Consider the following 16,143-nt stretch of genomic DNA (forward strand, 5'->3'; position numbering starts at 1 on the left):
GTTCCCATTTCCGTGGGACGGATTCAGCTAAAAGTGAACCGCCCCGTTTTCTCTATTGGCGCGCACACAACTTTTAATGTTTTTTGTCCTGCAAGCTAAAGTAATTTTTAATGCTCGCCGCATCTTTATAAGCACAGACCACTTTATTTCCCGTAACCAGATCTGCTCCCTCCATACAATTATCTAGAGATGGGTCAGGCAAATCGCCACTAAAATGAAGCAAGGATACACGTCCACCATCTCTCCTTATTGGAAGCTCCATTACCGAATAAGCAAAACCGTCAAATGCCGAGTTCGACAATTTTCTTTTTGTCAACACAAACATAGATTTTCCGGCTCTCGCAGGGGACTTCCACTCGTAGAAAAATACAGAAGCGATCTGATCCCCCTCAACCTTCCAAACATAGTTTAGAGAGGGTTTACCGGAGCTCAATGATGAGTAATATATCTCAGCATCGGCAACATGCTCTTCTTTAGCTATCGCCTTCAGACTATTTTTCAAAAAAAATACAGCGATCTTTTCTTCGCCCAAAGAGGCTACCACCGTAGGATGGAATTCACCTATTGTGGGTGCGGCATCCGCAAACACATTGGACGCTAGGAAACCAAAAACTACATACGGAATAAAATGCCGCTTAAATAGAGTTAAATATTTTTTCAACTTTATATATCCTTTTGAGGAAAAAATGGAACAGACCACGTTTTTCGTGGCAAATACTAAAACCGTGATCTGTCCTCATTTCACCCTAAGAGCTGCCCGCGGGATGGACTAAAAAAATAAATCCGTCCCTTTTATTACGATCGCTCTAAAACTCTCTTAGGAATTTTCATGGCTTTTCCCGACTGCTGCATCATAGAGATATATTTTTTATAGTTCTCTGCAGCCAAATCTTTTTGGCTCAACCCCCAATATGCATCAGCTATATTCAAGTAAGCGACAGTTCTCTCTGGGTTTTCAGAAATCACCTTTCTTAGTAGTTCAACCGATTCTGAATAATATCCTGCCTCAGCAAACAAAAATCCGAGATCATTTGTCCAACCCACCTTATCAGGATAGAAATACGCTTCAGCTATGTAGCTTTCAGGTGCACAGGACTCACTACTGCCCCCATCGGCAACAAGATAACCCATAGATTCTATGAGCTTGTTTTTATCATGATTTTTGTATGCAACGAATGCTTGGTCTGCCGTCGAGACAACAAAGGATGACATGAGTTTTTCACCTTTCACCCGCCCCGCCTGAATTTCTGAATTTAATTTTTGAAGATATTCAAATGCAGTCGCACCGTCGAAATCTTCAAGTGATTTAGAAATCAAAACATTCGAGGGTAAAACATAAGCACTTTTAAGAGATCTATCGCACGATTCATTATTAACCGTATAGACAACCCGGCTAACTGCCACACTTTTGCGAGTAGCATCATATTCAAATTGAACATTAAAGTTCTGCGACGTTTGGTCTTCTTTTTCGGTAATCAAATTCAAAACATCGCCGACAACATGAGCGTCTGACTTGAACGTGTATATTTCCCCTTGAGAATCCACAACACCTATAGTTTTATCGACGCCTTTAACAACAGACACATTGAAGCCGTCATAACTTTTAGGCGAGTACACATTATTAATTTTCGCCAACGCCGATTTTGCACTCAATATAACTGTGTCTTTCCCAGACACCTCAGCAACCAAGACAAGCTTATCGGGAAGTGCAGCATCGTCATTTTTTACGAGCAGGAGTCTTGAAGACTTTAATCCAGGAACCAAACCAACATCAAACTGTTTCTTCACCATTTCTAAAGGAGGAGGACTATCGTTTGCAGTACCAAGTGAAGACTGGCCAGCAAAAAAAATAAATAAGAAAATCTGTAGACACCAAATCTTTTTTAAATTAATCACTTATTAAGCTCCTGATAAATCGCTGTAAAATTAGCCCTGCGCTCCGCATAACTATCAGTATGCTTATTAACTACTTCTGTAATTTTATTAGTAGAGTCCGTATTTGGCGCCACCAAATCATTTATATTATTTACATCCCAAAAACCCATAGCCGATAATAATCCTATTTTCGTATCCAGCAACTGGTCTGGATTAGAAACCATTTCAATGGTTTCCTCAGGTATCTTTTGCTTTAAGCGGTCCTCTACCGCCTGATAGTTCGATTTCCACGTCAGCTGAATAAACCCTTTGCCTTTATACTTCTTACCTTCTTCACAGCCGCCTGCGGTCAATACAAATCCACCTTGTACTGAGTTGCAGCAATAAATACGCTTCGCGATTTCGTCTTCATTTGGGAATTGGGAATACGCTTTATTCTTACGAATCGTATAGGCGCTCTTTGCCGCAGGACTTAGTGCATTATACTGCGCCATTGTAATGCGTTTATATCCATACAGTTCAGCTTCTGCAGGATACGTGTTGAAATACCTTCCAAACTTAGACCTGAGAGCTTCAGCTGAATACCAAAGATCTTCTACCTTACCTACCAAAGCGCTACCAACCTCGGTCTTCACTTGAGCAAAAAACTGAGCCATTTTCGGCGCGGTATTAATTTCAAATCGATCAGCATACTTATTAAATAACCCCCTTACCTCCTCACGCTTTTGATCGGTAGAGTCTGGGAACATTTTCTTCATTTGATCGAAAGAGATCAGTTCCGCGGCCGATGAAGTAAACCCAGCTATGAACTCTATCGGATGAATGTGCCAAACTAGACTGGATTCAACTGACGCTTTTCCAGATAGCTCATCCCAGAAGATAAATTTATCTATCCTCTCTTTTTCATGAGCCTTTAATTTTGGCGAATGCTCTAAAATATCATTCAGCCGAGCCCATTTTGGTTGATTAGCTCTATCTTTCCATTCCGTTGGATGCTTGGCGACAAGCTTTGACCATTGAGAGCGTGTGTCAGTATCCTTCAACGCGCCGGCCAACTCTGATGCGTCTATCTCTTTATTATTATCTTTATCGATTTTTTCAAACAATCTTTTGAAGAAAACGGGCATATCGTTTGGATCGAGAAATCCATCAGCAGCAGCGTTTGACTCCTCCACTATTTGAAAGCCCAGCTTCGCCCAATCATGCTGCGATATTAAAGTGGCGCCAGCCTTACGTACTAAACCGGCCACGTTTTGCCCTTCGTCTATTACATTGATCTCATACCACTCTTGTGTATCTTTATAAATCGGCGCTTTGCTTAACTCTACAGCATGCAGTTCTTTCAGAGAAACTTCACCAGTGGCTGGGGCCTTTAACTTAACCAGAGAATTTTTGGCTAAATACAAATACTGTCTGCCAACTTTTAAGGCAGCAGTATTATTCAAAAAGTCTTCTATACCTGTATCAGCGGTAAAAATTTCTATATGGGCTTGGAACTTACTACTAACCTCCCCAGCTTCAGTGACATTCTCCATTTGCCCAAGGTAACCGACAGGATCTCCCGCCTTAATTCCAACTCCTATGTTCAAAACAGTGTCAACAGATGCCGGTTCAGCTACACTCCATTTTAGAACATTATTTTCCGAAGTATTTTCAACACACGCCCAGAATGTCGGTGGCACATTTCCTGTGGCGACCGGACCACCACTCACCAGCGTGCATTCGGCCATACGCTGCAGGGATGGCCCGACAACTAAATTCAAAACTTTTTGACTATCAAAAGCTACGACGCTGTTCATCATCAACTGCAAGGCACCGAGCGAAGCACCCGCTGGCTTGCCATTAGTAGGATCTGACGGTGCACCGAAAAGGGGAAGCTTATTAACTACTGTCCCATGAACCTTGCCCTGCCAATAGGTTGGCCGCTCTCGCTCTGGTACCTTTTCTTCCAACCAAACTCTATCACCGGCGTTGTTTTTATAGGGTTCGCCGGCCTTTAAGTACGCAAACCAGACTTCACTCCCTACTTCTCGTGTCTTTTGTGAGTTTAGCTGCACACTTCCAGATATGATTTTACCTTTAGCATAAATTCGGTCTGTACCCGCGACCGGACTTTGATCTAAGATTTCAAGTTTCGAGTCTTTATTTAACTTACCCACAGACACAATACTAGATGACACTGGCAATTCGTCATATGCTTTAAAATCATTGACCTGCATTGTCACTTTCGGCTTAGGCGCTTCCTCAGGAGGTATAGGATAACGATCAAACGGTAGCAAATGCATATATAGGCTATAGAATGTCAGCTTATTTTGCTTCCCCTTATTCGCCCCTTCTTCTGGATTAGGTGCAGACTTATACTCGTGCCGGACCAGACAGAAAGAATTCGAAAACTTTAATTTTTTTGAACTCCCACCTGCATCAAATGGTGATTCTAGATATTCTTTATTTAGGCGATAAGCAACGACTTCACCATCAGCCATACACCGTAATGGTTCATCCAATACACATTGGGGAGTGCTTGCATCGCTAACATGTAATCCGCCATGCCAGAATTTGTTACTACCTAACAAATAATGACCAGATACTTCGCTCTCTAGTACCTTATATACTTCGTCAGCCCCAGTGAACTGCTTGCCATCTGGTTTACGGAATGGATATTGGAAGCTCATCAGCGGAGCTGGGCCTGCCGGTGCAGGGGCCGGCGCAGGATTAGGTGCGGGTGCTGGTTGTGCGCCTCTGAATTGGGGCCTCGGGCGTAAAAACTTTTCAGGCATTGGCCAGTAACCACTGCCCACCCCATATTTGGCAGATTTCGGTCCGTTTGAAGACTGTGAACCGAAGAAATTCCCCCGATCTCGAACAGGCGATCCGGAGATGTCTTCGATGACCCCAGTGTGCCCATGAAAGTTTATCCACAGCGCAATATCGCCAGGCTGTACTTCCGCAAGCGGGATTACATCAAAAAAAGTAGTGTCGGCATTTAACCCCGATGTTGTGAGGTAAGGGATCGTATATCCAGCATCCTTAAGCATTCGATACAGAAGCCCGGAGCAGTCGATTTCCTTTTTACCATCTTCATCATGGTCAGTCTCGCCCTTGAAAGGGCCGTACTCGTAACCAGTGCGATATTGCTGCCTTTGTTCAAGTAGTCCTGTGCTCATCAAAAGCTTCCTGCTTCAAAACATTGAATAGAGTTATCGCTGACGACGCCTCGGGCTGCCAAGCGCTCAACCAAAGCGTTAGCCGTCTTAGGATCGGTTTTCTGAATATTCCGGTAACACGCCATCGCGCGAGGCAAGTCAGCCGCTACAAGGTCTCCCGCTTCGTACACTTCACCTAATCGAATCAGCGCGTTAGTCGAACCGAGACGGGCGGCACGCTCCAATGTCGCTATTGATTCTTTGGGGTTAATACAACCGTGATTTTCGTCGTATTCACCTTCATCGCAATAAAAATCTGCGAGAGTCAAGCCGGCATCCGGCACTTGTTCTGAAGCTTGAATCAACAACGCCAGGATTCTGGAATTCTCCAAGCGTGGCGCTTGTCCAGAAAGACTGATTCCCGCGGCAGCGAATGCTGCTTGCGCCGAACCCTTCCGGGCGCCATCTAAATAGCTATCCAATGCCGCGGCGTACAAATAGATCCCTGATTCGGGAGACGCCTTGTTGACCAACCTGTCGAATATGACGCCTTTTTTTAGTTCCAGCTCACCGGGAGTTAGTCTCTCAGACTGAGTGATCTCTTCCATCACCGCATCGATTGCCCAGTCCTCCACTCGACTCAGAGCCCAGCAATCACTGTGTTTGAAGACGAAAATCTTCAAAAAATGGCCCGCCTCATCACGGACGACCACTCTGTCAGGCACCTTGGGTTCGATAGTGAGACCCAATTTGGCAGCATTTTCCGGAAGCAGCACCTTCAACTCATCGACGGAAATCGAGCCCAAGCTCCGTTCGACGACCTTCGGTATTTTCCCGTCCGCAATGACGTGAACATGCTTCGCAGGAGTCGCAATAAACGCTTTCTGTATCTCTGGCTCAGATGCAAAAATTTTTACGAACTCAGCAAAATTGCCGCTTGGGCATTGGGCGGTGCTGGACGAAGAGGCAAAGGCTCCCGAAGTCATCCCCCAGCACAACAAAACAATCGAAAACCACTTCATCTGCCTTACGTACCTGTTTGTTGTCATCACGACATTCATCACTCAGAAAACACAAAAAAAGCCTTCGGCTTAACCTTCTCAGGCGGCGAATTCCCCAACGCCTGATCCATCAAACTCCCCGCCTTATCCTTATCCGCCGCCCCCGGCAGCACCGGCGGTTTAATCCCGATGCCGGTGCCCGATCCCGCAGAACCGCCAGCATTGATCTTGATCACCGGCCCAACCACCGTCACCCCACCGCCATCCAGCTTGATAAAGCTCCCACCCCCAAGAATGGTCAGCTCCGTCCCCGCCTCAATAACAATCTTGTCCCCAGCCTTGAGGTGAATTTCTTTCCCCACGCTGGTCAGTTGCGCAGTCCCCAGCTTCACATGCTGGTTCTGCCCAATCGTCAGGTGATCATCCAGCTTCGCTTCAACCTTGCGATCGGAAATCGTGGTGCGGTGTTCCTCGGCTTTCAGCTCGGTGTAGGTGTTCTTCACCACTGTGTCGTGACGTTCATTACCGACCCGAATCTTCTGGTCATGCTCAACGTTTTCATCCCAATCCCGCTGCGCATGAATGTAGATCTGCTCCGCACCTTTCTTGTCTTCAATGCGCAGCTCGTTGTAGCCACCGCCACCCGGTGAGCTGAGTGTTTTGAACACGCTGCGCGTCTTGTTCGCCGGCAGTGCGTACGGCACCGGGTTTTCCTTGTGGTACAGGCAGCCGGTCACCAGCGGTTGGTCGGGGTCGCCTTCGAGGAAGGTGACTAGGACTTCCATGCCGATGCGCGGGATGGAGATGGCGCCGTAGCGGTCGCCGGCCCAGGAGCTGGAGACGCGCAGCCAGCAGCTGGTTTTGTCGTCGGCCAAGCCTTCGCGATCCCAGTGGAATTGCACTTTGATGCGGCCGTATTGGTCGCAGTGGATTTCTTCGCCTTTGGGGCCGGTGACCATGGCGGTCTGGCTGCCGAGTACGCGCGGTTTTGGGTGTTCGAGGGCCGGGCGGTAGAACACGTCCCACGGGGTGGCGAGGAAGGTGTTGCGGTAGCCCTGGTGGAAGTCGTCTTTGTTGTCGGTGGTGTCGCTGGTCACGCCTTCTTCGAGGACTTGCGGTTGTTTGCCTTCGTGGAAGATTTCGGTGAGCAGCCACAGGTCGTTCCACTCGCTGCGCGGGTGGTCGGACATTTCCATGAAGTGGCCGCTGACCAGTCGGGTCTGGTCGCCGCGACCTTCGGCCTGGCGGTAGTCGGCGCGGTGGCGTTCGAGGGCGCGTTGGCTGAGGAACTTGCCGCGCGCGCGGTCGATGAAGCGGCCGGGGTAGTCGTAGTCTTCGAGATCCGGCTCGGTGCTGTCGCTGTCGGGTTTGTACGCGGCTTCCATTCGCAGGCGCGGTTTTTCGAAGTCGTAGTCGCGGCGCGTGGTGCGCGTGGTGCGGGTTTCCAGGCGCAGTTTGAACGCTTTGATCACCGGCTCGTCGGCGACCATGCCGCTGCCCTGCACGTACGCAGTCGGCTGACCGAGATTCTGGAACACGGTCTGGTCGTCGCCGAACACCAGCATATGCGCTTTTTCGCTGTGCTGGAAGTGGTAGTGGATACCTTCTTCTTCGCACAGACGCTGGACGAAATGCAGGTCGGTTTCGTCGTACTGCACGCAGTAGTCACGATCCGGGCACGGCTGGCTGAGCTGGAAGCTGTAGGCGTTGCTCTTGATGCCGTGCTCTTCGAGGATCAGCGCGATGATTTTCGGCGCCGACATCTGCTGGTAGATGCGCTGGTTGGTGCGGTGATGCAGGTATTGCAGTTGCGGCACGATCGAGACTTTGTAGCGGGTCAGGCGCTTGCCGGCATCGCCCTGGGCGACGCGGTAGATCTGCCCGTGAATGCCCGAGCCCTGTGGATCGAATGCCAGAAACGCCTGCTTGTGCAGCAGTTGTTCAAGGTCCAGATCGGGGTTTTCGCTGACCAGCTCGAGGTCGAAGCGATACGCCTGGCTGATGCCTTCGGTGCCGGTGAACGACAGCACTTGCAGGTCGCCGACGTAGTCTTCGACCTTGAGGCTGAAGTGGGTTTCGTTAGCTGAGTTGAACATCGTGTGCTCCCTGTTCGAATGTCATCCGTTACGCCCGAAGTCGCAGACGTTGCAGCCAGGACGAAGTGGCGCCCAAGGCGTCACGCAATTGTTGGGCAGTGATGGTGCGTTCTGCCGGGTTGAAGCTCAGCGCGGTTCGCAGCGCTTGCCAGCCGTGCTGGGGTAGATTCGCTGGGGCGCGCAGCTCGCGCTCCAGGTGCTCGTCGCGGGCCTGGGTCGAGGGCAAGCGGCGGAACGGGTGTTTGCCGCCCGCCAGTTCATAGATCACGCAGGCCACGCCGTACACGTCCGCGCTGGCCGACAACGGTTGACCCTCAAGCAGTTCGGGGGCGGCGTAGCCCGGGGTCCAGGCGTTGAAGCGCTCGCGGCTCAGGTGCGGCAGGCCGGGCAAGGTGCCCTCCTCTGCCTGCCCCAGACCGAAGTCGAACAGGCGCAGGCCGTCTTCGCTGAGCATGACGTTGCTCGGTTTCAGATCACCGTGCAGCACGCCGCGACGGTGGGCGTAGGCCAACGTGTCGAGCAGCGGCAGGACGATGTCGCGCAATTCTTGCCACGGCAGGCCGAGGGGCCGCTCGCAGAGCAATTTGTCCAGGGTCAGGCCACGCATGTATTCCATGGTGATGAAGGCCCGCTGGCAGTCGGTGTCGACTTCAAAGGTGTGCGCACGCACGACATTGTCGTGGCGCAGACGCCGGGTCAGAGCGAACTCGCTGTAGAGCAAGGCACTGGCGTCCGGCGATTCGGCAAATTCTTCGCTGAGGATTTTCAGCGCGATGTAAGGGTCGGGATCGCCGAACTGCTCATGCAGCAGATCCCGCGCCCGGTAAACGGCGCCCATGCCACCGGCCCCGAGCAGACGCTCAAGGTGGTAGCGACCGGCGAGTACATCCGGCAGCGCACCGATGCTGGCCTTGGTCGGCGCCAGCAACGGTTCGGCCTTGTTGCCCTTGGCGAAGGCGAAGTAGGTCAGGTTGCTGGCCTGTTCTTCGCTGATCAGCAGGTCATCGATGGGCGATTCGAGTTCACTCATTGGCGGATCACCACGGCAGTCAGGTTGTCGCGCGCGGCGCCCCGCAGAGCGCCGTCGAACAAACGTTCCAGCGCCACGTGCGGCGCGCTGAGGCTGAGGGCGTTGCCGAGGGCATCGCTGCTCAGGCCCTGATACAAACCATCGCTGCAGAGCAAAAACACATCGCCCGGGTAGACCTCGAGTTCAAGCACATCCAGGGTCAGTGTGTCGGCGGCGCCGACGGCTCGGGTGAGTGCCTGAGCCGCCGGGTGCGCTGCCGCCTGTTCGACGCTCATTTGCTGCTCGTCGATCAGTTGCTGTTGCAGCGAATGGTCCTTGGACAGTTGATACAGCCGCTGCCCGCGCCACATATAGCAACGACTGTCGCCGGCCCAGATGCAGGCCGCGCGATTGCCTTCCACCAGCAGCGCGACGACGGTGCTGCCCATGATGCTGTCGTGATGTCCGGCAGTGACCGTCAACTCCTGGCCCAAGCGCCGGTTCAGCCAGTGCAGGCACTGGCGGATGGCTTTGAGGCGTTCGTCGAAGTCCTCGTGTTGCGGCAACTCAGCCAGGCTGGCGACGATCAACTGGCTGGCGATGTCGCCACCCTGATGACCGCCCATGCCGTCCGCGACCACCCACAGCCCGTGCTGCGGGGAGTCGAGGAAGGCATCTTCGTTGCGCGCCCGCACCTTGCCCGGGTCGGTACGCGCCGCGCTGCGCCAGGGACTGGCCACCAGCATCAGAGCTGCACCGGCATACGGAAGGTGCGCAGCACGCCCATGTCGAACGGGTTCGGCGTGCGCTGGCTGGTCAGCAGGTAGTTGGCGCGCAGGCCGCCCACGTCCGCTTTCAGTACCAGCACGTCACGACCGTTCAGGTACTCGGTCTGCATCAGGTCGAACAGACGGAACAGCGACCATGGGCCGGAGTTCTTCTCGATACCGATCGGACGCCCGGCCATCTTGTCCATGACCAGACTGGTGCGACCGTCTTCAGCATCGGTCGGCCACTTGAAGGTCATTGGCAGGATCGGGCCGTGACGGTATTCCATGGTCTTGTCGCCGAACTTGAATTCGGAACGGCTGACCGCCGGGTCGAGGGTGTACGGCTCCAGTTTGAACTGCACGGTCGGCTCGGCCGGGTTGATCGAGAAGAAGCTCTGGCGAATCGTCTGCGCCGCCGCCATCTGATCGAGGTAGACCTTCGATACCGGCAGGCTGTGACCGTCGACGCTGCGCATGCGGTAGTTGCCCGGATCGCCGCTGACGAATGGACGCATATAGCTGTCGAAGAAGCGGTCGACGGTACCTTGAGCACGGAAAAACTCACGGAAGTCGCTGATCGCCACGTCGCTGGTGCTGCTGGCGCTGAACGGATAGCGCTTGCTGATGGTTTTGCCATACACGCTGTACAGCTCGTTCTGATAACGGCCGTTCAGGTATTGATAGGCATCGTTGAGCACCAGACGCCACGAGTCTTCGGCCAGCACGTTGAACCACACGCTCAGCGGACGCGGCAGACGACCGGAGGCATTGCGCAGGTTGGTCAGCGCATCACGCTGGCCGCTCATGCGCGTCTTGGCCATCTCGAACGCGGCTTGCTCCGGCGTGCTGGAGCGGGCCAGACCGGCCAGTTGCAGTTGCAGGTCGTTGAGCGCGCTGAACGCTGGCGTCAGGTCAGCGCCCGGGCCGTTATTGTCATCGAGCAGACGATGCAGCGGTTCGAAGCGGCGTTGCAGGGATTTCTTCGCGGTGTCCGGCAGATTCTTCGCCACGTTCAGCGCCGAAGCCTTGTCGGCGGCAGCCGCGGCGAGTTTGCCGACCTTGCCCAGTTTGCCTTTCTGCCCGGCCAGCGCATCGGCGGCTTCGCCGGCTTCATCGACCGGATCAGCAGCGGCTTCGAAACGGGTGTTTTCACGCACTTCGGTGAGCAATGCGAGGACCGGCGAGTTGGCCGAAGTCAGGCCCGCCAGTTGCTCGGCGCCTTCGCCAGCGTCGCTGATTGGTGGCAGTGCGACCTGGCCAACGGCTTCGCTCCAGTAGTTGGCGTAGTCGCGGAAGTACAGCTGCTCGAGTTCGACCATCAGGCGACGCAAGTCCATGTCGCTGATGCCCGCGCCTTCGCCCAGCACCCAGTTGTCACGCAGGATATCGGTGACCAGAGCCGCGCCCTGCACCGAGAAATACTGCTGATAACCCTGTTGGGTGTAGAAACCCGGGATCACGTATTCAGTGCCGATGAACAACGAGCCTTGCGGGCCGAGGTGTTGGCTGAAGCGGTAGTCCGGCAGATTGCGCGCCTGCTCGCGGAGCATGCGGTAAACCACGTTGGCCAACGATTCGCTGCGCAGGACCTGACGCGCCTGCGTCACCAGTTGATCGTTCAGCGGGTAGATGAACGGCTGCTTGAGCAAACGCTCGAGGTGCGTATTCAGACCGTTCTGCACCGCGGTGTTGCCGGTGTAGCGCTGCGACCAGTCAGTGGCGACCCAGTCCTTGAGCCACGCCGCATCGCGACGGTCCTTCATGTTCAGCATCAGGTACGCACGCAGGCTGTTGAGCAGGCGATCGCGGTCCTTCATGTTGGCGCGGATCTGCCCTTCGAGCATGGTTGCCACCCGTGGCAGCAACTGCGCTTCAAGCTCACGCTCGTAGGCGGTTTTCACAACCGGGTTGATCTCTTCGCCCTGATACAGCCCGCCACGCTCGTGGTACGACACGTCGCCCTTGCTCGGGAACACCTGAGTCGCTGCGTAGCTGGTGTCGAGCACTTTCAGCACGCCCATGGCGTCATCACGCGGCGTCACGGCCGAGCGTTGCTGAGTCCAGTTCTGCGCCAGCGTGCGCAGGTTTTCCAGACGCTCGTAGTTGGCCGAAAAGCCACCGGCCCAGAGCATGCCGAACAGCGCCAGCGCCGCCAGAGCGCCGACATACAGCGCACGCTGGCCCCAATGAATGCGGCTGCGCTCGCGCTTGTCCAGACCGGCCAGATCGGCTTCGGGGAAAATCACCTGGCTGAGCAAGTGATGAATGAACCGCGAACGGCCGCTGCGCAGGGTCGGCAGTACGCCGGCGTTCATGCCCAGGCTGGCGCCGATGCCGGCGGTGGTCGAATCCATTTCCTGGGTCAGGTGCGGCGCGCTGGTCAGGTAGAAACCGCGCAGTTGCGTGGCGCGCTGATAACGGTTGCCGGTGAACGCCATGTCGACGAACAGGCACAGACGCTCGCCGATCTGCCCCAACTGATGCGGGAAGTCGAGGATGCGCCCACGGCGCTGAGTGTCGCGCTCGGAGTGCATGCGCATGATCACTTGGCTGTTCAGGCGGCGCAGCAGCTCTTCGAACTCGTTGCGCAGGACCGTGACGTCGGTGCCGACCTGATCCTTGCGGAAACTGGTGCCGAGCACCTGATCGCTTTCTTCGCGGGTCAGTTGATCGAAGAACTCGTCGAAGCCGAGCAGCTTGTCAGCCTTGCTCAGGACCAGATACACCGGCACGTCGACGTGCAGTTTCTGATGCACATCCTGCAGACGGCTGCGCACCTGGCGCGCGAGGGTCTCGATGTCCTGCTCGCTGCCGCCGGTGAGGGTTTCCACCGGAATGGTCACCAGCACGCCGTTCAACGGACGACCGCGACGACGCTTGCGCAGCAGCTCCAGCAGGGTGGTCCAGGCGTTGCCGTCGACTTCGGCGTCCGGTTGAGTGGTGTAGCGCCCGGCGGTGTCGATCAGGACACCGTGATCGGCGAAATACCAGTCGCAATGACGGGTGCCGAGGGTGTCGCGGGTCAGCTTGCGGTCGATCTTGTTGATCGGAAATTCCAGACCGGAAAAGTCCAGCAGGCTGGTTTTGCCCGAGGCCTGCGGACCGATCAGCAGGTACCACGGCAAGTCACTGCGCCAGCGCTCGCTGCGACCGCGATACAGGCTCGAGGTCTTCAGGGTTTTCAGCGCGTCTTTGAAACGCGCCTTCAACTCTTTCTGTTCTTCGTCGATCAGCTCTTCGCGGCGGATACGGTCCTGACCGTCCTCGCTTTCTTCCTCGGCTTTCTTGCGGATACCCGCGCGCCAACTGACGAAGACCATGGTCAGGCCCCAGATCAGGAACAGCACGCTGATGGTCAGCAGGCGCGAGGTCGCGCTTTCCCAGAACTTGTAATCATCGACCGCCAACAACGGGCCGACGAACCACACCAGCAGCGCCACGAACAGCACCAGCAGCAAGGTCCAGACCCAGGTCTGGCGCAGGAAGGCGCCGACTTTCTTGAAAAAATTTTTCATCACACGTCCCTGTTTTACGGCTGCGCCTGCGGTTGCACCGCGGCTGGATCAAGCGGCTGATAAGGATGCAGAACAGTGTCGCGTTGTTCGCTCAGGACCCAGGCGAAGCCCGAATACATCACCACCAGGCAGACCAGAGTAAAGAGCACCACCATCCACGCCGGCACGATACGCACCAGGTTGCGGCGCTGGTCGTTGAGGCCTTCCCAGTGCGGCGACAACTCGCGCGGCACGTCGCCGCGCAACTGACGGATCTGCCGGTACAAGGCGTCGCGGATGCCTTCAAGCTCAAGCATGCCGCGTGCCTGTACGCGGTACTTGCCCTCGAAACCGAGGGACAGGCACAGGTACATCAGTTCGAGCATCGGCAGGTGCTTGACCGGGTTTTTCGACAGCCGATCGAGCAGCTGGAAAAACTTCTCGCCGCCGAAGGTTTCGTTGTGGAAGCTGCTTAGCAGGCTCATCTGCGACCACTCGCTTTCGTTGCCCCACGGCGTGGTCACGACGGCTTCGTCGACCACGGTGCAGAGCACGTAACGCGCGGCCATCACCTGGCTGCTTTCGGCGCCGTTGTGCAGGGCGCGTACTTCAAACAATTTCAGCCCGGCAGTCAGCCGCTCATTCAGTGCATACAGGTCTTCGCGGGTTTCGCTGTGCTTGAGACGCACCACTTCCGAAAGCAGATCGGACGAGGCCGCGACCAGCGAGTTGAGGCTGATGTTGAAAGCCTCGGCCGGACGCAGGCGCGCGGCGTAGATCATGCGTTCTTCCAGTTGCTCGAAACGCGGCGGCGCGGCGAAGTCGGTCAGCGGACTCGATGCCGGTCCGTGGCCCTGACGGTCGAGCAGGACGGTTTTGTCGTCCTGGTTGTAATCCGTTTCCTTGATCATGTCGGTCAGTTCCTGATGGCCCAGAATTTCAGTTCAAGCTCGGCGAATTCGCCGGACACGTGGAACGCGAAACCGCCGGAGCGTTCGAGTTGTGCCAGGTCTTCGGAACTGAGTTCGAGAATGAAATAGGTTTTGTTCGAGTGGAACGCGATCTGCCGTGGTGCCACCGGCAACGGTTTGACCTTGATCCCCGGCAAGTGCAGGTTGACCAGTTGGCGGATGCGCTCCACCGGGCCGACCTTGAGGTGCTGCGGCAAACGCTGACGCAGTTCTTCGGAGTCGCAGTTGGCACTGGCTGCCAGCACGAACGAGGCCGAGCCGAGCAGTTTGTGGTCGTGCAACGGCGAAACAATGATGCCGTACTGACGCGCCTGCAGGATCAACTCGATGGCGTGCTGTTCGAGCACCATCGACAGCACCTGACGGATCGCTTCCATCAGTTTGCGGAAGCTCGCGCCCTGATCGGCGTGGGAATAGCGGCTGTCCAGACGCGGGCGTTTGCTCTCGCCGGAGAAGGTCGCCAGATCACCGAGCATGGTCAGCAGCGTGCGGTACAACTCTTCCGGGTGCACCTGCTCAAGACCCAGGTAATGGCGCAGCAGCAGTTCGGTACGATTGATCAGTTGCAGCATCATGAAGTCGCCGACTTCAGCGCCGCCGACTTTGCCATTGGAGCGAATTCGCTCGGCGATGGTGTCGCCACGGTGGCTGAGCATGCTGATGACTTCTTTCAGGCACGACAGCAGGTAGCTGGAGGCGTGGGCCTGAATGTAGGTCGGGACGAAATCCGGGTCGAGGCTGATCACGCCGTCGGGCGTGGTATCGAGCACGTCGCAGATTTTCAGCTTCACATAGGCCTGATCGCTCTGCTGCTCGCCGAGCAACAGTTTGAAGTCCGGACGACCGCAGCTGACCTGGCTGGCGGAATCGTCGCCGGCGTTGGAGTCGGCGACTTCGGCGTCATACGCGGTGTAGCGCGCGAGCACGTCGGATTGCTCCGGGCGCCGGGCCTCGATGTGGTTGCCGGTGACCAGCGGCAGCGCCAGATAGATCGGCGTGTTGCCGGTGTTCGGCGGCACGTCCAGCGCCAGCGGCTCGGTGTTGCCACCGAGTTCGAACAGGCTGCCGTCGGGCAGAATCCCCGAGGCTTCACTGATCACCAGTTTGCCCATGTTGAGGAACTGCAAGTCGATTTCCAGATTGAGAAAACCCCAAGTGTAACCACCGAGCAATTGCGTGCGGGTTTTCATCTGGTGATCGTAATAGCGATCGTTGTGCTGGAAGTGCTGCGGTCGCAGCAGCATGCCTTCCTGCCAAATGACTTTATGGGTGTTCATGATCAGTCATCCGCCTTGGCGAGCACTTGTTGGGTATTGCGGATACCGGCCTGATCGAGGGTCAGATCAGCCTCGGTGAGTTCCAGCGGAGTGATCTGCACGGTGTGGCGCCATTGCGTATCCGGCAGGTCGCGATAGGCAGCAAGGATGCCCACGTAACGGCTGCCCTCCTCCACGCTGAGTTTCAGTTCCACGGTTTCACCCGGGCGCAGTTCAAGTTCTTCGCTGGCCACCAGATCCGGGTTGAGGGATTCCTTGGCGCGCTCGTAGAGGCTGAAGAAATCAGCGTTCTCGAAGGTCACCGGGTGCTTGAGTTCGAACAGACGCACGACGATCGGCGACGGCCGACCATTGAGGTCCGGGTTGAGCTGATCGCTGCCGGTCAGTTTCAGATTGATCTTGGTCACTTTCGAGTACGGCGACAGCGACGAGCAACCGGCAAGCAGCACCAGCACGGTGAGCGCAGTCAGCGTCTTGAAAAAAGCGGTCGAGCGGCGAGACATGCGC

Annotated in this window: 11 protein-coding genes; all 11 read right to left on the reverse strand. The window is 55.4% G+C overall.

Features of this window, described 5'->3' with window-relative positions; genetic code table 11:
• Positions 1-73: 73 nt before the first annotated feature.
• Entirely contained in the window at positions 74-661 is a 588-nt protein-coding gene (locus tag ACYSTU_RS06335) for a hypothetical protein (protein WP_217879040.1), read from the reverse strand.
• 134 nt (positions 662-795) lie between these two features.
• Positions 796-1,896: a tetratricopeptide repeat protein gene (locus ACYSTU_RS06340; protein ID WP_217879041.1), complete on the reverse strand. Its 1,101-nt coding sequence runs from the start codon at positions 1,894-1,896 to the stop codon at positions 796-798.
• The gene (locus ACYSTU_RS06345; protein ID WP_498996865.1) at positions 1,893-5,039 is read right to left on the reverse strand and encodes a hypothetical protein; all 3,147 of its coding nucleotides are present in this window, start codon (positions 5,037-5,039) and stop codon (positions 1,893-1,895) included. The genes ACYSTU_RS06340 and ACYSTU_RS06345 overlap by 4 nt, the downstream gene beginning before the upstream one ends.
• Positions 5,039-6,040 carry an SEL1-like repeat protein gene (locus ACYSTU_RS06350; protein WP_208939236.1) on the reverse strand — a complete coding sequence of 334 codons (1,002 nt, stop codon included), beginning with the start codon at positions 6,038-6,040 and terminating at the stop codon, positions 5,039-5,041. Before ACYSTU_RS06350 ends, ACYSTU_RS06345 begins: the two co-directional genes overlap by 1 nt.
• Positions 6,041-6,078: 38 nt before the next feature.
• The gene (locus tag ACYSTU_RS06355; RefSeq protein WP_498996869.1) at positions 6,079-8,115 is read right to left on the reverse strand and encodes a type VI secretion system Vgr family protein; all 2,037 of its coding nucleotides are present in this window, start codon (positions 8,113-8,115) and stop codon (positions 6,079-6,081) included.
• A 28-nt stretch (positions 8,116-8,143) separates the two neighbouring features.
• A complete protein-coding gene (locus tag ACYSTU_RS06360) occupies positions 8,144-9,145 on the reverse strand; it encodes a serine/threonine-protein kinase (RefSeq protein WP_071172095.1) in 1,002 nt (333 codons plus the stop codon).
• Positions 9,142-9,870 (reverse strand): PP2C family protein-serine/threonine phosphatase, encoded by a 729-nt coding sequence (locus tag ACYSTU_RS06365; RefSeq protein ID WP_498996871.1) that lies wholly within the window; start codon positions 9,868-9,870, stop codon positions 9,142-9,144. Before ACYSTU_RS06365 ends, ACYSTU_RS06360 begins: the two co-directional genes overlap by 4 nt.
• On the reverse strand, positions 9,870-13,409 hold the full coding sequence (gene tssM / locus ACYSTU_RS06370) for a type VI secretion system membrane subunit TssM (RefSeq protein ID WP_498996874.1): 3,540 nt from the start codon (positions 13,407-13,409) through the stop codon (positions 9,870-9,872). The genes ACYSTU_RS06365 and tssM overlap by 1 nt, the downstream gene beginning before the upstream one ends.
• 14 nt (positions 13,410-13,423) lie before the next feature.
• Positions 13,424-14,299, reverse strand: coding sequence for a type IVB secretion system protein IcmH/DotU (gene icmH, locus ACYSTU_RS06375; RefSeq protein ID WP_016772511.1), 876 nt, complete (start codon positions 14,297-14,299; stop codon positions 13,424-13,426).
• 5 nt (positions 14,300-14,304) lie between these two features.
• On the reverse strand, positions 14,305-15,636 hold the full coding sequence (gene tssK / locus ACYSTU_RS06380; RefSeq protein WP_016772510.1) for a type VI secretion system baseplate subunit TssK: 1,332 nt from the start codon (positions 15,634-15,636) through the stop codon (positions 14,305-14,307).
• A gap of 2 nt (positions 15,637-15,638) precedes the next feature.
• On the reverse strand, positions 15,639-16,139 hold the full coding sequence (gene tssJ, locus ACYSTU_RS06385; RefSeq protein ID WP_016772509.1) for a type VI secretion system lipoprotein TssJ: 501 nt from the start codon (positions 16,137-16,139) through the stop codon (positions 15,639-15,641).
• Between the last annotated feature and the right edge of the window lie 4 nt (positions 16,140-16,143).

Source organism: Pseudomonas glycinis, assembly GCF_054871425.1.

Coding starts and splice junctions, on each gene's coding strand:
- ACYSTU_RS06345 (WP_498996865.1), bottom strand. CDS start 5,039: ATGAGCACAGGACTACTTGAACAAAGGCAGCAATATCGCACTGGTTAC.
- ACYSTU_RS06350 (WP_208939236.1), bottom strand. CDS start 6,040: ATGAAGTGGTTTTCGATTGTTTTGTTGTGCTGGGGGATGACTTCGGGA.
- ACYSTU_RS06355 (WP_498996869.1), bottom strand. CDS start 8,115: ATGTTCAACTCAGCTAACGAAACCCACTTCAGCCTCAAGGTCGAAGAC.
- ACYSTU_RS06360 (WP_071172095.1), bottom strand. CDS start 9,145: ATGAGTGAACTCGAATCGCCCATCGATGACCTGCTGATCAGCGAAGAA.
- ACYSTU_RS06365 (WP_498996871.1), bottom strand. CDS start 9,870: ATGCTGGTGGCCAGTCCCTGGCGCAGCGCGGCGCGTACCGACCCGGGC.
- tssM (WP_498996874.1), bottom strand. CDS start 13,409: ATGAAAAATTTTTTCAAGAAAGTCGGCGCCTTCCTGCGCCAGACCTGG.
- icmH (WP_016772511.1), bottom strand. CDS start 14,299: ATGATCAAGGAAACGGATTACAACCAGGACGACAAAACCGTCCTGCTC.
- tssK (WP_016772510.1), bottom strand. CDS start 15,636: ATGAACACCCATAAAGTCATTTGGCAGGAAGGCATGCTGCTGCGACCG.
- tssJ (WP_016772509.1), bottom strand. CDS start 16,139: ATGTCTCGCCGCTCGACCGCTTTTTTCAAGACGCTGACTGCGCTCACC.